The organism is Streptomyces gardneri, assembly GCF_006539185.1.
GTDB classification, from domain to species: Bacteria; Actinomycetota; Actinomycetes; order Streptomycetales; family Streptomycetaceae; genus Streptomyces; species Streptomyces gardneri.
This window is the reverse complement of the sequence record NZ_BJMN01000014.1, coordinates 149868-171790: the sequence shown is the minus strand read 5'-3', so window position 1 is coordinate 171790 and position 21923 is coordinate 149868. Positions and strand designations below refer to the sequence as shown.

At 71.7% G+C, this 21923-nt stretch carries 19 protein-coding genes; 2 read left to right on the top strand and 17 right to left on the bottom strand.

The features are described 5' to 3' along the window. Positions 1-28: 28 nt before the first annotated feature. From gatB to SGA01_RS12700, 9 genes are all read right to left on the bottom strand, one after another. Entirely contained in the window at positions 29-1540 is a 1512-nt protein-coding gene (gene gatB, locus SGA01_RS12740) for an Asp-tRNA(Asn)/Glu-tRNA(Gln) amidotransferase subunit GatB (RefSeq protein WP_141296637.1), read from the bottom strand. 16 nt (positions 1541-1556) lie between these two features. Next, positions 1557-1790, bottom strand: coding sequence for a hypothetical protein (locus SGA01_RS12735; protein ID WP_030693796.1), 234 nt, complete (start codon positions 1788-1790; stop codon positions 1557-1559). Positions 1791-1795: 5 nt separating this feature from the next. Continuing rightward, the gene (gene gatA, locus SGA01_RS12730; RefSeq protein WP_055641205.1) at positions 1796-3295 is read right to left on the bottom strand and encodes an Asp-tRNA(Asn)/Glu-tRNA(Gln) amidotransferase subunit GatA; all 1500 of its coding nucleotides are present in this window, start codon (positions 3293-3295) and stop codon (positions 1796-1798) included. Between the two features lie 6 nt (positions 3296-3301). Continuing rightward, a complete protein-coding gene (gene gatC, locus SGA01_RS12725; protein WP_015036350.1) occupies positions 3302-3598 on the bottom strand; it encodes an Asp-tRNA(Asn)/Glu-tRNA(Gln) amidotransferase subunit GatC in 297 nt (98 codons plus the stop codon). A 93-nt stretch (positions 3599-3691) separates the two neighbouring features. Beyond that, positions 3692-5818 carry a putative bifunctional diguanylate cyclase/phosphodiesterase gene (locus SGA01_RS12720; protein WP_141296636.1) on the bottom strand — a complete coding sequence of 709 codons (2127 nt, stop codon included), beginning with the start codon at positions 5816-5818 and terminating at the stop codon, positions 3692-3694. Positions 5819-6128: 310 nt separating this feature from the next. Continuing rightward, on the bottom strand, positions 6129-8309 hold the full coding sequence (gene ligA, locus SGA01_RS12715; protein WP_141296635.1) for an NAD-dependent DNA ligase LigA: 2181 nt from the start codon (positions 8307-8309) through the stop codon (positions 6129-6131). Positions 8310-8341: 32 nt separating this feature from the next. Next, complete coding sequence (locus SGA01_RS12710; protein WP_141296634.1) at positions 8342-9358, bottom strand: methionine synthase; 1017 nt, start codon at positions 9356-9358, stop codon at positions 8342-8344. A 2-nt stretch (positions 9359-9360) separates the two neighbouring features. Beyond that, positions 9361-10059 carry an SDR family oxidoreductase gene (locus tag SGA01_RS12705; RefSeq protein ID WP_141296633.1) on the bottom strand — a complete coding sequence of 233 codons (699 nt, stop codon included), beginning with the start codon at positions 10057-10059 and terminating at the stop codon, positions 9361-9363. A 63-nt stretch (positions 10060-10122) separates the two neighbouring features. Then, entirely contained in the window at positions 10123-10662 is a 540-nt protein-coding gene (locus SGA01_RS12700) for an LOG family protein (RefSeq protein WP_141296632.1), read from the bottom strand. Between the two features lie 98 nt (positions 10663-10760). Between SGA01_RS12700 and SGA01_RS12695 the strand changes: the two genes are divergently transcribed. Next, positions 10761-11546 carry an alpha/beta fold hydrolase gene (locus SGA01_RS12695; RefSeq protein ID WP_141296631.1) on the top strand — a complete coding sequence of 262 codons (786 nt, stop codon included), beginning with the start codon at positions 10761-10763 and terminating at the stop codon, positions 11544-11546. 20 nt (positions 11547-11566) lie between these two features. On the opposite strand, the gene mnmA is transcribed toward SGA01_RS12695, so the two are convergent. Then, the gene (gene mnmA, locus SGA01_RS12690; protein WP_141296630.1) at positions 11567-12712 is read right to left on the bottom strand and encodes a tRNA 2-thiouridine(34) synthase MnmA; all 1146 of its coding nucleotides are present in this window, start codon (positions 12710-12712) and stop codon (positions 11567-11569) included. A 60-nt stretch (positions 12713-12772) separates the two neighbouring features. Between mnmA and SGA01_RS12685 the strand changes: the two genes are divergently transcribed. Continuing rightward, positions 12773-13432 (top strand): N-acetylmuramoyl-L-alanine amidase, encoded by a 660-nt coding sequence (locus SGA01_RS12685; protein ID WP_055641213.1) that lies wholly within the window; start codon positions 12773-12775, stop codon positions 13430-13432. Positions 13433-13447: 15 nt separating this feature from the next. Here SGA01_RS12685 and SGA01_RS12680 read toward each other — a convergent pair whose 3' ends face one another. The 7 genes from SGA01_RS12680 to SGA01_RS12650 form a co-directional block, all read right to left on the bottom strand. Continuing rightward, positions 13448-14611, bottom strand: a complete 1164-nt coding sequence (locus SGA01_RS12680) for a cysteine desulfurase family protein (RefSeq protein ID WP_141296629.1) — start codon at positions 14609-14611, stop codon at positions 13448-13450. 149 nt (positions 14612-14760) lie between these two features. Further along, entirely contained in the window at positions 14761-15639 is an 879-nt protein-coding gene (locus tag SGA01_RS12675; RefSeq protein WP_174867292.1) for a thioesterase family protein, read from the bottom strand. A 23-nt stretch (positions 15640-15662) separates the two neighbouring features. Next, positions 15663-16340 (bottom strand): trimeric intracellular cation channel family protein, encoded by a 678-nt coding sequence (locus SGA01_RS12670; protein WP_055641215.1) that lies wholly within the window; start codon positions 16338-16340, stop codon positions 15663-15665. Positions 16341-16668: 328 nt separating this feature from the next. Further along, a complete protein-coding gene (locus SGA01_RS12665; RefSeq protein ID WP_141296668.1) occupies positions 16669-17838 on the bottom strand; it encodes an ABC transporter ATP-binding protein in 1170 nt (389 codons plus the stop codon). An 8-nt stretch (positions 17839-17846) separates the two neighbouring features. Next, positions 17847-18950, bottom strand: coding sequence for an ABC transporter ATP-binding protein (locus SGA01_RS12660; protein WP_141296627.1), 1104 nt, complete (start codon positions 18948-18950; stop codon positions 17847-17849). Continuing rightward, a complete protein-coding gene (locus SGA01_RS12655; protein WP_141296626.1) occupies positions 18947-19945 on the bottom strand; it encodes an ABC transporter permease in 999 nt (332 codons plus the stop codon). Before SGA01_RS12655 ends, SGA01_RS12660 begins: the two co-directional genes overlap by 4 nt. Before the next feature lie 114 nt (positions 19946-20059). Next, positions 20060-21832, bottom strand: a complete 1773-nt coding sequence (locus tag SGA01_RS12650) for an ABC transporter substrate-binding protein (protein ID WP_141296625.1) — start codon at positions 21830-21832, stop codon at positions 20060-20062. Between the last annotated feature and the right edge of the window lie 91 nt (positions 21833-21923).

Below are 21923 nucleotides of genomic sequence, written 5' to 3'. Positions count from 1 at the left end.
CCCCTCGTACCACCGGGTCCCAGGAGGATCAGCCCTCGCTGACGCCCAGCTTCTCCAGGATCAGGTCCTTGACCTTCGCCGCGTCCGCCTGGCCGCGGGTGGCCTTCATGACCGCACCCACCAGGGCGCCGACCGCGGCGACCTTGCCGCCGCGGATCTTGTCGGCGATGCCCGCGTTGCCCGCGATGGCCTCGTCGACCGCCGTGCCGAGCGCGCCGTCGTCGGAGACGACCTTCAGACCGCGCTTCTCGACGACCTCGTCCGGGGTGCCCTCGCCGGCGAGAACGCCCTCGATGACCTGGCGGGCCAGCTTGTCGTTCAGATCGCCGGCGGCGACCAGGGCCGAGACCCGGGCCACGTCCGACGGGGTGATCGCCAGCTCCTCCAGCGAGACGCCCTGCTCGTTGGCGTTACGGGCGAGCTCGCCCATCCACCACTTGCGGGCCGAGGTCGCGTCCGCGCCCGCCTCGATCGTGGCGACGATCGAGTCGACCGCGCCCGCGTTGAGGATGGACTGCATGTCCAGCTCGGACACGCCCCACTCCTCGCGCAGCCGGTTGCGGCGCACGCGCGGCAGCTCGGGCAGACCGCCCCGGAGCTCCTCGACCCACGCGCGGGCCGGGGCGACGGGGACGAGGTCGGGCTCCGGGAAGTACCGGTAGTCCTCGGCGTTGTCCTTGATGCGGCCGGCGGTGGTGGAGCCGTCGTCCTCGTGGAAGTGACGGGTCTCCTGCACGATCGTGCCACCGGAGGTGAGCACGGCCGCGTGGCGCTGGATCTCGAAGCGCGCCGCACGCTCCACCGAACGGAGCGAGTTGACGTTCTTCGTCTCCGAGCGGGTGCCGAAGGTCTTGGTGCCGTTCGGACGCAGCGACAGGTTCACGTCGCAGCGCATCTGGCCCTTGTCCATGCGCGCCTCGGAGACGCCCAGGGCACGGATCAGCTCGCGCAGCTCGGCGACGTACGCCTTGGCGACCTCGGGGGCCCGCTCGCCCGCGCCCTCGATCGGCTTGGTGACGATCTCGATGAGCGGGATGCCGGCCCGGTTGTAGTCGAGCAGGGAGTGCGAGGCGCCGTGGATGCGGCCGGTCGCGCCACCGATGTGGGTGGACTTGCCGGTGTCCTCCTCCATGTGGGCGCGCTCGATCTCCACGCGGAAGATCTCGCCGTCCTCCAGCTGGACGTCCAGGTAGCCGTTGAAGGCGATCGGCTCGTCGTACTGGGAGGTCTGGAAGTTCTTCGGCATGTCCGGATAGAAGTAGTTCTTCCGGGCGAAGCGGCACCACTCGGCGATCTCGCAGTTCAGCGCGAGACCGATCTTGATCGCGGACTCGATGCCGATCGCGTTGACCACCGGCAGCGAGCCGGGCAGGCCGAGGCAGGTCGGGCACGTCTGCGAGTTCGGCTCCGCGCCCAGCTCGGTCGAGCAGCCGCAGAACATCTTCGTCTTGGTGCCGAGCTCGACATGGACCTCCAGGCCCATGACGGGGTCGAACGCCGCGAGGGCCGCGTCGTACGACAGCAGTTCAGTGACAGTCACGGTGAGACTTTCCCTCTCAGCCCAGCAGGACGTCGTCGTCGCCCAGGCGCTTGAGCTCCCGGTAGAGGATCGCCAGGCCGGTAACGATGGCGGCGGCGGACACGGCGGCGTCGATCAGCCGCAGGGTGTCGTTGTCGTTGCGGGCCAGCTTGGCCTGCTTGGCGACACTGACGGCGCCGAACGCGGTGGTGGCCAGCGAGACGTAGACGCCGGTCTTCGACTTCTTGAAGTTCTTGGCCTTCTTTGCCATGGCACTCACAGCGACGGAGCCTCCTCAAGCAGCGGGTGCCCCCACTTTTCCACGAAGGCGGCCTCGACGGCGGCGCCGACCTTGTACAGCCGGTCGTCCTTCATGGCGGGAGCGATGATCTGCAGGCCGACCGGCAGACCGTCCTCGGGCGCGAGGCCGCAGGGCAGCGACATCGCGGCGTTGCCGGCCAGGTTGGTCGGGATGGTGCACAGGTCCGCGAGGTACATCGCCATCGGGTCGTCGGCGCGCTCGCCGATCGGGAAGGCAGTGGTGGGGGTCGTCGGGGAGACGATCACGTCCACCTCCTCGAAGGCCTTCTCGAACTCGCGGGTGATGAGGGTCCGGACCTTCTGGGCCGAGCCGTAGTACGCGTCGTAGTAGCCGGAGCTCAGCGCGTACGTACCGAGGATGATGCGGCGCTTGACCTCGTCGCCGAAGCCGGCCTCACGGGTGAGGGCGGTGACGTCCTCGGCGGACCGCGTGCCGTCGTCGCCGACCCGGAGGCCGTAGCGCATGGCGTCGAAGCGGGCCAGGTTCGAGGAGCACTCGGACGGCGCGATCAGGTAGTACGCCGACAGGGCGAGGTCGAAGGTCGGGCAGTCCAGCTCGACGATCTCGGCGCCCAGCGACTTGAGCAGCTCGACGGACTCGTCGAAGCGCTGCACGACACCGGCCTGGTAGCCCTCGCCGCGGAACTGCTTGACGACGCCGACGCGCATGCCGGCGACCGAGCCGTTCCGGGCGGCCTCGACGACCGGCGGGACCGGGGCGTCGATGGAGGTCGAGTCGAGCGGGTCGTGCCCGGCGATCGCCTCGTGCAGGAGGGCCGCGTCCAGGACCGTACGGGCGCAGGGGCCGCCCTGGTCGAGGGAGGAGGAGAAGGCCACCATGCCGAAGCGGGAGACGCCGCCGTAGGTCGGCTTGACGCCGACCGTGCCGGTGACGGCGGCGGGCTGGCGGATGGAGCCGCCGGTGTCCGTGCCGATGGCGAGCGGGGCCTCGTACGCGGCGAGGGCGGCCGAGGAGCCACCGCCGGAGCCGCCGGGGATCCGGGTCAGGTCCCAGGGGTTGCCGGTCGGACCGTAGGCGCTGTTCTCCGTGGAGGAGCCCATCGCGAACTCGTCCATGTTGGTCTTGCCGAGGATGACGACGTCGGCGGCCTTGAGGTTCTTGACCAGGGTCGCGTCGTACGGCGGGATCCAGCCCTCCAGGATCTTCGAGCCCACGGTCGTCGGCATGCCGACGGTGGTGAAGATGTCCTTGAGTGCGAGCGGGACGCCGGCCAGCGGGCCGAGCTTCTCGCCACGGGCGCGCTTCTCGTCGACGGCGCGCGCCTGCGCGAGAGCGCCCTCGCGGTCGACGTGCAGGAAGGCGTGGACCTTCTCGTCGACGGCCTCGATACGGGCGAGGTGGGCCTCGGTCACCTCGACCGCGGTGAGCTCGCCGGCGGCGATCTTCCCGGCGATCTCGGCGGCCGTGAGCTTGATGATGTTGTTGTCCGTCATGACTTGTTAGTCCTCCCCCAGGATCTGCGGCACCTTGAAACGCTGCTGCTCCTGGGCCGGGGCGCCGGAGAGCGCCTGCTCGGGGGTGAGCGACGGACGGACCTCGTCCGCGCGCATGACATTGGTCAGCGGCAGCGGGTGAGAGGTCGGCGGTACGTCTTGGTCGGCGACCTCGGAGACGCGGGCGACCGCGCCGATGATGTCGTCGAGCTGGCCGGCGAAGTGATCGAGTTCTTCGCCCTTCAGCTCCAGACGCGCCAGCCGTGCGAGGTGGGCGACCTCCTCGCGCGTGATGCCAGGCATGCGGTTCCTCACGGGGTGAGCTTGATGGTTTGGTCCATCCTATGGGGCCGGTGCCGCTCCCCGTGAAACGGTCGGCCCCGGGCGTGACACGTCCTACGGGACGACCTGGCCCGAGGGGTGGTCGAGGTCCACTTCGGCGGCGAGGTCGGCGGCGATGTCGGCGGGGCGGCGCCAGCCGTGCTCGCCGCGGGCCAGGAGCCAGGCGGTCGCCTCGGCGGGCGGCATCGCGGCGGCGACCAGCCAGCCCTGGACGGCGTCGCAGCCCAGGTCGCGGAGGCGCTCCCAGGTCTCGTCGTCCTCCACGCCCTCGGCCACGACGAGGAGGCCGAGGGAGTGGGCGAGGTCGAGGGTGCAGCGGACGATCTCGGCGTCCTCGGTGTCGACGGCGAGCCGGGCGACGAAGGAGCGGTCGATCTTCAGTTCGCTGACGGGCAGCCGGCGCAGGTGGACGAGGGAGGAGTAGCCGGTGCCGAAGTCGTCGAGGGACATCTTGACGCCGTGGCCGGTGAGGCCGTTGAGCGTGTCGGCGGCCCGCTGGGGGTCCTCCAGGAGCACGTGCTCCGTTATCTCCAGCTGGAGGGCGCCGGCCGGGACGCCGTGGCGGGCGAGGCGGGCCGCGACGGCGCCCGCGAAGCCGGGGGTGTGGACGTCGCGCGGCGAGACGTTCACGGCGACCGGGACGTTGAGGCCCTGGGTGCGCCAGCGGGCCACCTGCGCGAGGGCGGTCTCCAGGACGTACTCGGTGAGGTGGGGCATCAGGCCGGAGGACTCGGCGATGGCGATGAACTCGTCCGGCGGGACCTTCCCGCGCTCCGGATGGACCCAGCGGACGAGCGCCTCCAGGCCCGCGACCTGGCCGTCGAAGCGGACCTTGGGCTGGTAGTGGAGTTCGACCTCGCCCGCGTCGAGAGCGCGGCGCAGGTCGCCGAGGAGGCCGAGGCGGTCGGGGGTGTTGGAGTCGCGCTTGGACTCGTAGACCTCGACGCCCGTGCGGTCCCGCTTGGCCTGGTACATGGCGACGTCGGCGCGGCGCAGCAGGCCCTCGGCGTCGAGGGCGTGGTCGGGGAAGACGGCGACGCCCGCACTGGCCTCCAGGACGAGGGTGAGTCCGTCGAGGTCGAGCGGGGAGGAGAGTTCGGCGACGAGGTGGCGGGCGACGCGCTGGGCGCTGGTGGTGGAGTCGGCGGTGGGCAGCAGGACGGCGAACTCGTCGCCGCCGAGCCGGGCGGCCTCGGCGCCGTGGGGCAGGGCGAGGCGGAGCCGTTCCGCGATCTGGAGGAGCAGCCGGTCGCCCGCGAGGTGCCCGAGGGTGTCGTTGACCGAGCGGAAGCGGTCGAGGTCGATCAGGACCAGGGCGGCGCGGGCGCCTTCGCCCTCGGCCTCCTCCAGGGCCGTCCAGGCCCGCTCCAGGAGCCACTGGCGGTTGGGGAGCCCGGTCAGCGGGTCGCGCAGCTGTTCCTCGGCGCGGGCCCGGGCGATCCACAGGGTGGAGTCGAGGGCGATGAGGGGGACGGCGAAGAGGGGCAGGAGGACGGGCCGGGTGGCGGCGACGACGCAGATGAGCGGCGCGATGCCGAGCAGGGCGACGGCGACGAGGCCCTGCCGGAGGAGGGCGGTGCGGGCGATGGTGGGCAGTCCGCGGCCCTGGGGCGCGAGCGTGTACCACAGCAGGATCCGGGTCACCACGAGGTAGGCGGCCGCGGCGAGGACGACTTCCGGGAGGTCCCCGATCGTCCAGTCGAGGGGCTGCCAGGGCTCCTCGACGGTCGGTACGTCCCCGAAGACGGCGAGGACGAGGGCGGCGGCGGCGACCCCGAGGACGTCGGCGGCGCCGTGCAGCAGGCCCTGTCGCCAGCGGTGCCGGCGGGCGGCGCCGACGAGGGCGACGACGGTCAGCGAGACGAGTCCGGCGGGCACCCAGCCGTACAGCAGGAGCACGGCGAGGGTGAGGGCGGCGCCGGAGCCCGTGCCGCCCCACCAGCGGTCGCGGCCGAGCGCGACCAGGTGACCGACGATGAGGCCGGTGAGGACGGCGAGGGACCAGCCCGCGGCACCGCCGGGGAAGAGTCCGTGTCCGGTGCTCAGGGCCCGCTGGAGGCCGACGACGAGCACGACGGCGGCGATGCCCACCACGGCTGCGGGCAGCCGGGAGGTGAGGCCCGTGGGGACCACACGGCCGTACGGCCGTGGGGCCGGGGCGACGCTCTCGGTCGGTTCCATTCCCGTCCCTCTCACAGGCGGCGATGCCGTCGGTGTGCGATGGGCCGCGCTCGCGCGGCCGTCCGTCGTCGGGCCGTCCGCCATGCGGCCGCCACCGGGCGGCCGTTCCTCATGCCACTGGGCCGTTCGTCCTGGCGCGTACGACCGGCAGCCCTCGCTCGGACGTGCGGGACAGGACGCACGGTCACCACAGTAGGCCGCCGAGGGCTCCGACGGGCAGCGCTCTCCCTCTCTTGCCCGAATGCGACCCGGCCACCCGTAACGATCTGGTATGCGCCGAACGGGTGACCTTTCCCGGGGTCGGCGGAGGCTACTCGGCGACCGGTACCGCGGCCTCCCGAGCGGCTTCGGGACCTTGTTCGAGCAGGACCGAGAAGCCTTCCTCGTCCAGAACCGGAACCTTCAGCTGCATCGCCTTGTCGTACTTCGAACCAGGGTTTTCGCCGACGACCACAAAGGCGGTCTTCTTTGAAACGGAACCGGCGACCTTGGCTCCGAGGGTCTGGAGGGACTCTTTTGCGCCATCCCTGGTGAACTTCTCCAGGGTGCCGGTCACGACGACCGTGAGACCTTCCAGCGGACGCGGCCCCACATCCTCCCCGGCGCCCTCGTCCTCCAGCGACACTCCGGCCGCGCGCCACTTCCGCACGATCTCGCGGTGCCACTCCTCGGCGAACCACTGCTTCACCGCGGCCGCGATGATCCCGCCGACGCCGTCGACGGCCGCAAGCTCCTCCTCGCTCGCCTGCTCGATCCGCTCCAGGGAGCGGAACTCACGGGCCAGCGCCTCGGCCGCGACGGGCCCCACGTGCCGGATCGAGAGGCCGTTGATGAAGCGGGCGAGCGGGCGCGCCTTGGCCGCCGCGATGTTCTCCAGCATCGACAGGGCGTTCTTCTTCGGCTCGCCCTTCTGGTTGGCGAAGACCGTGACGATCTTCTCCTCGCCGGTCTTCGGGTCCCGCTTGGGCAGCCCGCTGTCCGGGTCCAGGACGTACGCCTTGATCGGGAGCAGCTGCTCGATGGTGAGGTCGAAGAGGTCGCCCTCGTCCACGAGCGGCGGCTCGGCCGGCTCAAGGGGGCGGGTGAGGGCCGCCGCGGCGACCGCGCCGAAGTTCTCGATGTCCAGGCACTGGCGCCCGGCGAGGAAGAAGAGGCGCTCGCGGAGCTGCGCCGGGCAGGTCTGCGCGTTCGGGCAGCGGAGGTCGATGTCGCCCTCCTTCATCGGCTTCAGCGGCGTCCCGCACTCCGGGCACTCGGCGGGCATCACGAACTCCCGCTCGCTGCCGTCCCGCAGGTCGGCGACGGGCCCGAGGATCTCGGGGATCACGTCACCGGCCTTGCGCAGCACGACCGTGTCGCCGATCAGCACGCCCTTGGCCTTCACCACCTCCTGGTTGTGGAGGGTGGCGAACTCGACCTCGGAGCCGGCCACGGTCACCGGCTCCACCTGGGCGTACGGCGTGACGCGCCCGGTGCGGCCGACGCCGACCTTGATGTCGACCAGCTTGGTGTTGACCTCCTCCGGCGCGTACTTCCAGGCGATGGCCCAGCGGGGGGCGCGCGCCGTGGAGCCGAGCCGGCCCTGGAGCGGGATCTCGTCGAGCTTGACGACGACCCCGTCGATCTCGTGCTCGACGGAGTGGCGGTTCTCGCCGAAGTACGCGATGAACTCCCGCACGCCGTCGAGCGAGTCGACCACCCGGTTGTGCCCGGCGGTCGGCAGGCCCCACTCGTGCAGCAGCTCGTACGTCTCCGACAGCCGGGAGATGTCGAAGCCCTCCCGGGCGCCGATGCCGTGCACCACCATGTGGAGCGGGCGGGAGGCGGTGACCTTGGGGTCCTTCTGGCGCAGCGAACCGGCGGCCGCGTTGCGCGGGTTGGCGAAGGGCTTGTCCCCCGCCTCCACCAGGCGGGCGTTGAGCCCTTCGAAGCCCTCCATCGGGAAGTAGACCTCGCCGCGGATCTCGACGAGGTCCGGGACGCGGTCGCCGCGCAGCCGGTCCGGGATGTCGGCGATCGTCCGGACGTTGGGCGTGATGTCCTCGCCGGTGCGGCCGTCGCCGCGGGTGGCGGCGCGGGTCAGCCGCCCGTGCTCGTACGTGAGGTTCACGGCGAGGCCGTCGACCTTGAGCTCGCACAGGTAGTGGAAGTCGGGGGTGCCGACGTCCCGCGCGACCCGCTCGGCCCAGGTGGCGAGCTCCTCGTCGTCGAAGGCGTTGTCCAGGGAGAGCATGCGCTCCCGGTGCTCGACGGAGGTGAACTCCGTCTCGTACTGCCCGGCGACCTTCTGGGTCGGCGAGTCGGGCGTCCGCAGCTCCGGGTACTGCTCCTCCAGCGCCTCCAGCGAGCGCAGAAGCTTGTCGAACTCGCCGTCGCTGATGACCGGCTGGTCCTTCACGTAGTACCGGAAGCGGTGCTCCTCGATCCGCTCCGCCAGGTCGGCGTGCTTCTCCCGTGCCTCGGCGGGCAGGGCCCCCTGTTCGACTGCCACCTTCGTCCGTCCTCCCGTGCCTCTGAACCCGGTCACTCTGGGTTGTCCGCGAGCGATCTCGCCGCCCGGGCGCAGTGGGCGAGGGCCGCACGGGCATAGGCGGGCGAAGCGCCCGCGAGCCCGCACGTGGGGGTGACGACCACGGACTCCGCGAGAGTCCCCGGATTCAGCCCCAGCCTGCGCCACAGCGTCCTGACACCCATGACGCTACCGCCCGGGTCCGACAACGGGCCGTCGGTGGAGGCCACCACACCGGCGAAGAGCTTCGTGCCGGCCTCCACGGCCTCACCGATCGGCTCCTCGTCACGTTCGGTGAGGAGCCCGAAGTCGAACGAGACCCCGGCGACGCCGGCCCGGCGCAGCAGCGCGAAGGGGACGTCGGGGGCGCAGGAGTGGACGACCACCGGCCCGTCGTGAACCCCGATCACGTCCCGCAGGGCGCTCTCCACGACCTGCCGGTCGACGGCCCGGTAGGTGCGGTAGCCGCTGGCGGTACGGACGTCACCGCGCAGGACGGCCGTGAGTGAGGGCTCGTCGAGCTGGAGGACGATCCGGGCCCCGGGGACCCGCTTGGCCAGCTCCGCTAGGTGGGCGCGGAGCCCCTCCGCGAGGGAGCCGACCAGGTCGCGGCAGGCGCCCGCGTCGCCCAGGGCCGCCTCGCCGCCGCGCAGCTCCAGGGCCGCGGCGAGCGTCCACGGGCCGACGGCCTGGACCTTGAGCGGGCCCTCGTACCCCTGGGTGAACTCCTCCAGGGCGTCCAGGTCCTCGCCGAGCCAGGACCGGGCCCGCTTGGTGTCCCGGCCGGGCCGGTCGCTGATCCGCCAGCCGCTCGGCTCGACGTGCGCGTACAGGTCGACGAGCATCCCGATGGTCCGGCCGATCATGTCGGCGCCGGGCCCGCGGGCGGGCAGCTCCGCCAGGAAGGGGAAGTCCTCGAAGGAGCCGGTGACCGTCTTCGCGGCCTCGCGGGCGTCGCCGCCGGGCATGGACCCGACACCGGTGGCGGGGCCGAAGAGCCTCGTGCCGCCCTTGTCTGCTTCGTCGCTCACGCCTATCGCCCCGGACGGACGGTCAGGTCGTTGATCTCGGCGTCGCGCGGCAGGTCGATCGCGGTGAGGATCGCGGTCGCGACCGACTCCGGGTCGATCCACTTCGACGCGTCGTACTCCTTGCCCTCCTGCTGGTGCACCTTCGCCTGCATGGGGCTCGCGGTGCGGCCCGGGTAGACGGAGGTGACCCGCACGCCGTTGGCGTGCTCCTCGTGGCGCAGGGAGTCCGCGAGGGCCTTGAGGCCGTGCTTGGAGGCGGCGTACGCGCTCCACTCGGCGTGGGCGGCGAGCCCGGCGCCCGAGTTCACGAAGACGACGTGGCCCTGGCAGACCCGCAGCTGGGGCAGGAGGTGCCGGGTCAGCTCGGCCGGGGCGATCAGGTTGACGTTGAGCTGGTGGTGCCAGGTCTTCGGGGTGAGGTCCCCGACGGGACCGAGGTCGACGACGCCCGCGATGTGCAGGAGGCTGTCCACCCGCTCCGGCATGCTCTGGTGCGAGAAGGCCCAGGACAGCCGGTCCGGGTCGGCCAGGTCCCCGACGAGCGTCCGCGCGCCCGGGAACTGCGCGGCGAGCTCCTTGCCACGCCCCGCGTCGCGCGCGTGCAGCACGAGTTCGTCCCCGCGCGCGTGGAGGCGGCGCGCGACGGCCGCGCCGATGCCGGAACCGGCTCCGGTGATCACATGTGTAGCCATGGGCACCATGCTCGCATCAGCGGGAGCCGGCGCTCTCCCCCAGGCTCGTCCGGGCTCGTTCCGAGACCTGCCTCAGCTCGCGCCCAGGCTCTCCTCCAGGTGGGCGAGGGCCGTCGGGCCGTCCTCCGCGAAGAACACCAGGTCGGTCAGCGGGACCGGCAGGAACCCCTCGTCCTCCATGCGGCGGAGCTGGATCTTCAGGCCGTCGTAGAAGCCCGCCGTGTTGAGCAGGACCACCGGCTTGGCGTGCTTGCCGTGCTTCTTCAGCTCAAGGATCTCGGTGGCCTCGTCGAGGGTGCCGATGCCGCCGGCCATGACCACGATCGCGTCGGACTTCGCCAGGAGCAGGGCCTTGCGCTCGGCCAAGTCCCGGGCGACGACCATCTCGTCCGTGTCCGGGCGGGCCTTGTGCTGGAGGAAGTCGACGGAGACGCCGACGAGTCGGCCGCCCGCCTCCTGGGCGCCGTCCGCGACGACCTTCATCAGGCCCGTGTCGGAGCCGCCCCAGACGAGGGTGTGGCCGGCCTTGCCGAGGAGTCCGGCGAACTCGCGGGCCGGCGCCGTGTACCGCTCGTCGAGGTCGGCGGCGGAGAGGAAGACGCAGATGTTCATGCGCTCCACCGTAGGGGGTGACCAGCGGCTTCGAAGATTCTTCGGGAATTCCCCGCGTGCGGCGATGAGTTCCGGCGACGGTCCGGGTCTGCACTGCCATGGACGACACGCTGGGCAGGGCCGGGGGACGGGTCACGTCACGGGACGGGACGACGATCGCGTACGAGAGGTACGGCGACGGGGCGGGGCCGCCGCTGGTCCTGGTGAGCGGGCCCCTGTGCACGGCCGCGAGCGAGCGGCCCCTCGCCGGGCTCCTCGCCCGCCGCTTCTCGGTCGTGACGTACGACCGGCGGGGGCGCGGCGGGAGCGGCGACACCGGGCCGTACGCGGTGGAGCGGGAGATCGAGGACCTGGCCGCGGTGGCCGGGGAGGCGGGGAGCGGCGCTGCCCTGTACGGGGTGGGCACGGGGGGCGCCCTGGCGCTCGCCGCGGTGGCCGCCGGGCTCTCGGCCGGGCCGGTGGCGATGTACGAGCCGCCGTACTCGGCGGAGGCCGCCGCGCGGCACGGCGGGGCCGCGGAGCTGCTCGGCCGGGGGCAGCGGGGCGCGGCCCTCGATCTGTTCCTCGCGGAGTGGGGCGTACCGGCGGAGGCGTGGCCGGGCGGGGACGCGCTGGCGTCGACCCTCGCGTACGACCATGCCGTGCTCGGCGACGGGACGGTGCCGGTCCGGCGTCTCGCCGGGGTCCACGCGCGCGTGCTGGTCGTCGACGGGGGCGCGAGTCCGGCGTGGGCGCGCCAAGCGGCCCGCGCCCTGACGGCGGCGCTCCCCCGCGCCCGTCACCGGACCCTGACGGGCCAGACGCACGAGGTGGCCCCGCACGTCCTGGCCCCGGTCCTGGAGGAGTTCCTGGCGGAGGAACGGGAGACGAGCGAGGCCGCGTAGGGCCTCCGCCCGGCTCCCGGTTACGCGGGCGTGGGCTGCGTCGTGCGGCGGGTCGTCGTGGCGATCGTCGCCGAGCCGACGACGCGCGTGCCGTCGTAGAGCACGATCGCCTGGCCGGGGGCGACACCGCGGACCGGCTCGGCGAAGGTGACCGTGAGCTGGCCGTCCACCAGGGCGGCCGTCACCTCGGTCTCGCCGCCGTGGGCGCGCAGCTGGGCGGTGTAGCGGCCGGGGCCCTCGGGGGCCGTGCCGCACCAGCGGGGCTTGATCGCGGTGAGGGCGGTGACGTCCAGGGCCTCGACGGGGCCGACCGTGACGGTGTTGTTCACGGGCGAGATGTCGAGGACGTAGCGGGGCTTGCCGTCGGCGGCCGGGTGGCCGATCCGCAGGCCCTTGCGCTGGCCGACGGTGAAGCCGTAGGCGCCCTCGTGGGTGCCGACCTTGGTGCCGGCCTCGTCGACGATGTCGCCCTCCGCCTTGCCCAGGCGGGAGGCGAGGAAGCCCTGGGTGTCGCCGTCGGCGATGAAGCAGATGTCGTGGCTGTCGGGCTTCTTCGCGACCGCGAGCCCGCGCCGCTCGGCCTCCGCCCGGATCTCGTCCTTGGTGGTGAGGGTGTCGCCGAGCGGGAACATCGCGTGCGCGAGCTGCTTCTCGTCGAGCACCCCGAGGACGTACGACTGGTCCTTCGCCATGTCGGAGGCGCGGTGCAGCTCGCGCGTGCCGTCGTCGCCCAGGACGACCGTGGCGTAGTGGCCGGTGCAGACGGCGTCGAAGCCGAGGGCGAGGGCCTTGTCGAGCAGCGCCGCGAACTTGATCTTCTCGTTGCAGCGGAGGCAGGGGTTGGGGGTGCGGCCCGCCTCGTACTCGGCGACGAAGTCGTCGACGACGTCCTCGCGGAACCGCTCGGCGAGGTCCCACACGTAGAACGGGATGCCGATGACGTCGGCGGCCCGGCGCGCGTCGCGCGAGTCCTCGATCGTGCAGCAGCCGCGCGCTCCGGTCCGGAACGACTGCGGGTTCGCGGACAGCGCGAGGTGCACGCCGGTGACCTCGTGGCCTGCTTCGGCGGCCCGGGCGGCGGCGACGGCGGAGTCCACACCGCCGGACATTGCGGCAAGTACCCGGAGGGGCTGGGTGCGGGGGCGCGGGGGCGAAGTCTCAGTCATAGCCCTACCAGGGTACGGGGCCCGGGAACCATGGTCGCGGGAGTAAGCGTTCTCTGGTGCATGGGGAGCAGGGGAAGCGGTTCGGACAGGCGGGTGGGGCGGCGGGCCGTGCTGCTCGGCGGCGGGGTCGCCGTGCTGGGTACGGCCGCGCTGGCCAGGGACGAGCTGGCGCGCGCGTGGTGGCGGCTGCCGGGGATGGAGAAGAAGCGCGTCGAGGGCGCGCTCGACCACAAGGGCGCCGAGTGGACCTCGGCGGCGCGGGCGAACTGGCGGCGGGCCGACCGGCCGGACGACTACGGCATAGACCGGGTCGTGATCCATGTCGTGCAGGGCAGTTACGCGACCGCGCTGAAGGTCTTCAAGAACCCGGGGCACGGGGCCGCCGCGCACTACGTGGTCCGCAAGGACGGTCATGTGGCGCAGATGATCCGGGAGCTCGACGTGGCGTTCCACGCGGGGAACCGCGACATGAACGAGCGGAGCATCGGCATCGAGCACGAGGGCTTCGTCGACCGGCCGCAGGACTTCACGGCGGCGATGTACGCGGGGTCGGCGCGGCTGACGGCCGACATCTGCGCGCGGTACGGGATACCGGTGGACCGGGAGCACATCATCGGGCACGTGGAGGTCGAGGGCACCGATCACACCGACCCCGGGCCGCACTGGGACTGGGACCGCTATCTGCGGCTCGTGCGCGAGGCGGCCAAGAAGCCGGTGTGAGGGCCGTGAGGGGCCTCAGCTGAGGCCCGCGGTCCTCGCCCGCTCCACGGCCGGGCCGATGGCCTCGGCGACCGCCTTCACGTCCTCCTCGGTGGAGGTGTGGCCCAGGGAGAAGCGCAGGGTGCCCCGGGCCAGGTCCGGGTCGGTGCCGGTGGCGAGCAGGACGTGGCTGGGCTGGGCGATGCCGGCGGTGCAGGCGGAGCCGGTGGAGCAGGCGATGCCGGCGGCGTCGAGCAGCAGGAGCAGGGAGTCGCCCTCGCAGCCCGGGAAGGTGAAGTGGGCGTTGGCGGGGAGCCGCTCGTCGGGGTCGCCGCCGAGGATCGCGTCGGGGACGACCGCACGGACGGCGGTGACGAGCCCGTCGCGCAGGGCGCCGACCTCGCGGGCGAACTCCTCGCGGCGCTCGGTGGCGAGCCGGGCGGCGACGGCGAATGCGGCGACGGCGGGCACGTCGAGGGTGCCGGAGCGGACGTGCCGCTCCTGGCCGCCGCCGTGCAGGACGGGAACGGGGGTGTACTCGCGGCCGAGGAGCAGGGCGCCGATCCCGTACGGGCCGCCGATCTTGTGGCTGGAGACGGTCATGGCGGCGAGGCCGGAGGCGGCGAAGTCGACCGGGACCTGGCCGACGGCCTGGACGGCGTCGGCGTGCAGGGGGACGCCGAACTCGGCGGCCGCGTCGGCGAGTCCGCGGACCGGCATGACGGTGCCGATCTCGTTGTTCGCCCACATGACGGTGGCGAGGGCGACGGACCCGGGGTCGCGGGCGATGGCCTCGCGCAGGGCCTCGGGGTGGACGCGGCCGTAGCGGTCGACGGGCAGGTACTCGACGTCGGCGCCCTCGTGCGTGGCGAGCCAGTCGACGGCGTCGAGCACGGCGTGGTGCTCGACCGGGCTGGCGAGGACGCGGGTGCGGCGCGGGTCGGCGTCGCGGCGGGCCCAGTAGAGGCCCTTCACGGCGAGGTTGTCGGCCTCGGTGCCGCCGGAGGTGAGGACGACCTCGCTGGGCCGCGCACCGAGCGCGGCGGCGAGCGTCTCGCGCCCCTCCTCGACGGTCCGCCGGGCGCGCCGTCCGGGGGCGTGCAGGGAGGAGGCGTTGCCCGTGACGGCGAGGTGGGCGGTCATCGCCTCGATCGCCTCGGGCAGCATCGGCGTGGTCGCGGCGTGGTCGAGGTAAGCCATGGTGGGTCGATTCTACGAGTCCACCGCGGCGGCCCCGCCGTCTGGCCTGTTTACGCCCCCGTTCAGGCCGGGGGCCGGGACCTTCCGGCCCCGGATCCGGCCCGAACGGCGAGAATCCGCGGACCCGGCCATGATCCGCCGGACAGGGCCTAGCCGCGCGGGGCGCGGGCCAGTTGGCGGGACTGGGCCACCAGGCGGTCGGCGCTGTCCCAGACCTCGGCGTCCTCCTCCAGGAAGCCGCCGGCAAGGTTGCGGGTGGTGATCGAGACCCGCAGCGGGCCGGGGGCCGGGCGGCAGCGGATGTGGGTGGTGAGCTCCACGGTCGGGGTCCAGCCCTTGAGGCCGAGCTCGAAGGAGGTCGGCGGCAGCGCGTCGACCGTGAGCAGGAGGGAGAGCGCGTCCGGCTCGCGGCCGTCGGCGAGGCCGAACCAGGCCCGCATCTCGCCCTTGCCGGACGGGGCGCCGACGGCCCAGCCCACGCAGGCCGGGTCGAGGCGGAGGTCCAGGCGGTCCGCGATGGCGGAGGAGCCGGGGATCCTCGGGGCCGGGTTGTCGGCGGCGCTGAAGCAGTTCTCGATCGGGGCCATCGCGGGCGGCGTCGCGGTGGTGCGGACGTCGTCGGCGAGGGCGTCGAGGTCTCCGTACGAGGCGAGGACCCGGATGCGCTCGACCTCGGTGCCGTCCTCGGCGTACTGGAAGAGCGAGGCCTGCCCGGTGGAGAGGGTCCGGCCGGTACGGACGGTCTCGGTCCGGATCACCGCGGGGCCGGGCACGGACGGCGTGAGGTAGTGCGCCGAGATCGTGAACGGGTCGGGGTGCGGGAGGTGGTCGCCGAGGGCGCGGCCGAGCAGGGCGAGGAGGTAGCCGCCGTTGACGGCCTGGATGATCGTCCAGCCGGCGGAGAGGTCGGCGTCGTAGACGCCGGGGGCCCGGAGGGTGACGGCGGTGTCGCGGTCGAACTCGCTCGCGGTCGTCGCGGCGGCGGTGGTGGTCGACTCGACGGCGGTCGTCTCGGTGCTCGTGCTCATGCTTCCGACGGTACCCCAGCTCATTACTGAGCGGTAGCTTTTTCGGGTTCCTCGCGCGCGGAGGAGCGGCGGTTCCAGGCGCGGGGCGCGCGCCAGTGGTAGCGCATCGCGAGGAGCCGGAGGACGAAGGCCGTGAGGACGGCGGCGCCGCTGGTGAAGGCGTTGAGCATGTCGAAGCGGATGCAGAGGACCACCATCGTCGCTCCGACGATCGCGGGGACGGCGTACAGGTCACGGTCCCAGCGCAGCAGGGACGGCACCTCGTTGGCGAGCACGTCCCGCAGGACACCGCCGCCGACGGCGGTCGCGAGCCCGAGCGCGGCGGAGGAGGTGAGGCCGAGGCCGTAGTCGTACGCCTTCGTCGTGCCGGTCACGCAGAAGAGGCCGAGGCCCGCGGCGTCGAAGACGTTGACGGCGGTCTGGGTCCGCTCGACCTCCGGGTGGAGGAAGAAGACGAGGACGGTCGCGACCAGCGGCATGACGAAGTAGCCGAGGTCGGTGAAGGCGGCGGGGGGTACGGCGCCGATGATCAGGTCGCGGAGGAGACCGCCGCCGAGGGCGGTGACCTCGGCGAGGACGGCGATGCCGAAGACGTCGAAGTTCTTGCGGACGGCGAGGAGCGCGCCGGAGATGGCGAAGACGAAGATGCCGACGAGGTCCAGGGCGTGCTGGACATCGGGGCTGAACAGATCGTGGAGCACCGCCCAATTGTGCCGGTTGCCGCCGCATGGGTAGGCCCGCGCCGGGCGGTACGCCCCGTGCCGGGCACCTGCCGGGCACGGGCCCCGGCGCCCGAACCCGCACCCGGTGCGCGGCGCGCTTGGTGGTGCGGGTCAAGGCACAGGGGGCGGAGGCGCCCGCAAGGGCGCCGTCCCGTGTGCCCACCCTCCCCCAGAGGGGGGACCCCCAGCCCGGCGGGACGCATGCCCACACGGGGGGGGTGGGAGGTGGGCGGGGCATGCGCGAGCCGGACCGGAGGGCGGCACGCCGGAGGCCCCTGCCGCGGGGTGCGGCAGGGGCCTCTCGGTGTCACGCCTTCGGCGACTCGTCGCCCTCGGTCGACGGCTCCGCCGTCTCCGCCTCGGCCTCGACGTCGGCCGCGGCCTCCACCTTCGGCGCAGCCTCCGCCTTCGGCGACTCCGGCTCCGGCTTCGGCTTCGCCTTCGCCTCCGGCTTCGTGATCTCGACCGACTCCCGGGCCCCCGGGATCGTCAGCGAGTCCGCGTTCTCCGGGTGGTGGCAGGCCACTCGCTGGCCCGGGCGGAGTTCCACGAGCGGGGGCTCCTGGGTCCGGCAGACCTCCGTCGCCTTCCAGCAGCGGGTGTTGAAGCGGCAGCCCGGCGGCGGGGCGATCGGGGACGGGACGTCGCCGGTGAGCAGGATGCGCTCGCTCTTGGCGCCCCGGCGGCGCGGGTCCGGGATCGGGACCGCGGACATCAGGGCCCGGGTGTACGGGTGCATCGGGTTCTCGTACAGGGACTTGCGGTCCGCGAGCTCGACGATCTTGCCGAGGTACATCACCGCGATGCGGTCCGAGACGTGCCGGATGACCGAGAGGTCGTGCGCGATGATCACGTACGTGAGGCCGAGCTCCTGCTGGAGGTCGTCCAGCAGGTTGACCACCTGGGCCTGGATGGAGACGTCCAGGGCCGACACCGGCTCGTCCGCCACGACCAGCTTCGGCTTCAGGGCCAGGGCCCGGGCGATGCCGATGCGCTGGCGCTGGCCGCCCGAGAACTCGTGCGGGTAGCGGTTGTAGTGCTCGGGGTTGAGGCCCACCAGACCCAGGAGGCGCTGGACCTCCTTGCGCACGCCGCCCTCGGGCTCGACGCCCTGGAGCTTGAAGGGGGCGGAGACGATCGTGCCGACCGTGTGGCGCGGGTTCAGCGAGCCGTACGGGTCCTGGAAGATCATCTGGATGTCGCGCCGCAGCGGGCGCATCCCGCCGACTCCCAGGTGGGAGATGTCCTTGCCCTGGAACTCGACCGTGCCGCCGGTCGGTTCGAGCAGCCGCGTGATGAGCCGGCCCATCGTGGACTTGCCGCAGCCGGACTCGCCGACGACGCCGAGCGTCTCACCGGGCAGGACCTCGAAGTCGATCCCGTCGACCGCCTTGACCGCACCGGTCTGGCGCTGGAGAAGCCCCTTCTTGATGGGGAAGTGCTTCTTCAGGCCGGTGACCTTGAGGAGGGGTTCCATGGTCTCGCTCACAGTTTCGGCGCAATCTCTTCGGTCCAGATCCGGGTGCGCTCCTCCTGCGGCATGTGGCAGGCCGAGAAGTGGCGGTCGCCGGCGAGGGCCAGCTCGGGCCGCTGGGTGCGCGTGATGCCGCCCTTGGGGACGTCCGCGTACGGGCAGCGGGGGTTGAAGGCGCAGCCGCTCGGGATGTTGATCAGGCTGGGCGGGTTGCCCTTGACCGGGATGAGCCGCTCGGTCTGGTCGCGGTCGATCCTCGGCATCGAGCCGAGCAGGCCCCAGGTGTAGGGGTGCTGCGGCTCGTAGAAGACGGACTCGGCCGGTCCGCGCTCGACGCAGCGCCCGCCGTACATCACGAGGATGTCGTCGGCGAGCTCGGCGACGACGCCGAGGTCGTGGGTGATGATGACGACCGCCGAGCCGAACTCCTTCTGGAGGTCCCGCATCAGGTCGAGGATCTGCGCCTGCACCGTCACGTCGAGCGCGGTGGTCGGCTCGTCCGCGATGAGCAGTTCGGGGTTGTTGACGAGCGCCATGGCGATCATCGCGCGCTGGCGCATGCCGCCGGAGAACTCGTGCGGGTAGTTGTCGAACCGCTTGGCCGGCTCGGGGATGCCGACCCGGTCGAGGAGTTCGACGGCCCGCCGCTTCGCGGTCTTCTTGTCGACCGGGTGGTGGACCCGGTAGGCCTCCACGATCTGGTGGCCGACCGTGTAGTACGGGTGCATCGCGGACAGCGGATCCTGGAAGATCATCGCCATCTCGCGGCCGCGCATCCGGCGGACCTCGTCGGGGTTGGCGGAGAGCAGCTCGCGGCCGTTCAGCCAGATCTCGCCGGAGATCCGCGCCTTCTGGCGGCCGTACTGGCCGACCGTGTGCAGACCCATGATGCCGAGCGAGGTCACCGACTTGCCGGAGCCGGACTCGCCCACGATGCCGAGGGTCTTGCCCTTCTCCAGCTGGAAGCTGAGACCGTCGACCGACTTGACCAGACCGTCGTCGGTCGGGAAGTGGATCTTCAGGTCGCGGACGTCGAGGAAGGCGTCGGACGGGGCGCCCGAGGAAGCGACCGGCTCTCCGGGCGCGGCGCCCGTCTTCGTCAGCTTGTCGGTCATGCGAGCCTCACTCGGGGGTCGATCACCGCGTACAGGAGGTCCACCACGAGGTTGGCGACGACCACGCAGGCGGCGGTGATGAGGGTGACGGCCAGGATCAGCGGCAGGTCACGCTCGCTCACGCCCTTGATGGCCAGGCCGCCGAGGCCGTGGAGGCTGAACGCGGTCTCCGTCAGGATCGCGCCGCCGACGAGGGCGCCGAGGTCCATGCCGAAGATGGTCAGGATGGGGGTCATGGTGGAGCGCATCGCGTGCTTGCCGAGCACGACCGGCTCCGGCAGACCCTTGGCCCGGGCGGTACGGATGTAGTCCTCGCCGAGGACCTCCAGCATGGTGGCGCGGGTGAGCCGCGCGTACATCGCCGCGTACAGGAAGGCGAGGGTCACCCAGGGCAGCAGCAGGCCGCCGAACCAGCCGGTGAAGGACTCGGTGATCGGCGTGTACGAGGCGTCGACCCACTGGAGCTGGGTACGGAAGACGAGCATCGCCAGCATGGCGGTGAAGAAGATGGGGAGCGAGACACCCGCGAGCGCGGTGATCATCGCCGCCCGGTCGATGATCGTGCCGCGCTTGAGCGCGGAGATCACACCGGTGGAGACACCCAGGACCAGCCACAGCACCGCGGCGCCGATGACCATGGAGAGGGTGACGGGGAAGGCGTCGACCAGCATCGACCACACGTCCTGCTCGGTGCGGAACGAGTAGCCGAAGCAGGGCATCGCGCAGTGGATGGTGTCGCCACCACCCGTGTAGTCCCGGCCGACGAAGATGCCGGAGACGAAGTGCCAGAACTGAACCAGGATCGGCTCGTCCAGGCCCAGCTTCTGACGGATGCCCTCAATGGAAGCCGGATCCGCCTGCTTGCCGACGAACATCGCGGCAGGGTCGCTGCCGGTCATCTTGGGGATGAGGAAGAAGATGCTGAGCGTCACGAGCGTGACGACGAGCAGCATCACGACGACTGCGAAGAGCCGTCGGACTATGTATGCAAGCATGCGGTCGGCCGGTCGGCGGCCGGGGGACCCGATCGGGTCCCCCGGCCGCCGCCCTCGGCCATCACCTGCCCTTCGGACCTGGCGGCGGGTGGTGCGCCGGTGGAGCGGGTCGGATTACTTGACGACGCCGAGCGACGCGTAGTCGTAGCGGCCGTTGTAGGCGTCCGCCGTGTAGACGTTGGTCAGCCGGGAGCTGCGCCAGATGATGTTCTTCTCGTGGGTGAAGGGCAGGTAGACCGCGGCCTCCGAGACCTTCGTGTTGATCTGCTTGTAGAGCTCGCCGGCCTTGTCGGGGTCGGTCTCCTTCAGCGCCTGGTCGAAGAGGCCGTTGACGGCCTTGTCGTTCAGCTCGGAGAAGTTGTTGTTACCGCTCTGGAGGATGAAGCGGCCGTCGACCAGCGGCTGGAGGAAGCCCTGGCCCGACGGGAAGTCGGCGCCCCAGCCCATGATGATGATGCCGTAGCCCTTGTCCTTGACGACCTTCGGCGAACCGATGATGCCGGAGGTCTGGGCGCCGTCGAACTGGTCGATCTGGGCGTCGATGCCGACGGCCTTCAGCGACTGCTGGAGGGACTCGGCGGTCGCGATCTCGATCTTCTTGTTGTTGCGGACCGCGATCGTGGTCTTGAAGCCGTTCGGCTTACCGCAGTTCTTGAGGGCTTCCTTGGCCTTGGCGAGGTCCGGCGCACCGGCGAGCTTGCCGTACGGGTCGGCCTTCGCGTCGGCACCCTTGATCGCCGGCGGCAGCATGTTGGTGGCGATGTCGCCACCGGCCTGCGGGCCACCACGGGCGGTCTGGAGGGACTTCGAGTCGGCCGCGTAGATGATGGCCTTGCGGCACTCGATGTTGGGGATCACCGTCTGCGGGAAGACCGCGTAGCGGATGAAGCCCGTCTGCGGGTTGTCGACGTTGCCCTTGTGCTGCTGGAGCACCTTCTGGCGTGCGGCGGCGCCGACACCCGTCGCGTTGATGTCGAGGTCGTACTCGCCCTCGACCAGACGGTTGTCCATGTCGTCGGCGTTCGTGGTGAACGTGACGCTGATCTTGTCCGGGAGCGCCTTGCGGATGGTGTCCGTCTTGGAGTCCCACTTGTCGTTGCGGACAAGCTTGATGGACTTGTTCGGCGTGTACGACTCCCACTTGTACGGACCGGAGGAGAAGGGCTTCAGCTGGTACTTGGCCTTGGTGTCCTTGTCCTGGCGGACCGGGGACGCGGCGGGCATGGCCAGCATCTGCAGGAAGTCACCGTTGGCGACCGGCAGCTTGAAGATGATGGTCTTGTCGTCCGGGGTCTCGATCGCCTTCAGGCCGAGCTTGTCCGCGGAGGTGTCCTTGTACGGGCCCTTGTACTCGCCCTTGGGGTCGAGGACCTGCTGCAGGTAGATCGGGCCGCCGGAGATGACGTCCTGGGCCCAGATGCGCTCGATGCCGTACTTGATGTCCTTGGAGGTGATCGGCTTGCCGTCCTCCCAGGTCACCCCGTCCTTCAGCGTGAAGGTGTAGGTGAGGCCGTCGGCCGAGACCTTGCCGGCGTCGGTGGCGAGGTCCGGGACGAGCTCGGTGGAGGCGGCGCCCGGCTCGGACTTGAAGGAGACCAGCTGGCGCGTGTAGTAGCGCGCGAAGTCCCACACGAAGCCGTAGTAACCGCGCTGCGGGTCCCACGAGTCGGCCTCCTGCGAGCCGATGAACTTCAGCTCGCCACCCTTCTTGTCGGAGGGGTTGGCGACCTTGTTCACGGCGGCGTTGAAGCCGGCCGCGGCCTTCGGGCCCTTGTCGCCGGTCTTGTTGCCACCGTCACCGCCGCACGCGGTGGTGACGACCATCGTGGCCGCCGCCAGCAGCGCGCCCGCGGCGATTCTGCGCCTCTGAGAGCTCATCAGAGTCATGGGTCTCGCAACCTCCGGAGTAGTGACGGCCGTCAAGTCGGTCCGCCGTTTGGGGGATGAGCCTCCTGTCGCCAGCGGCAGGGGCGGGTCG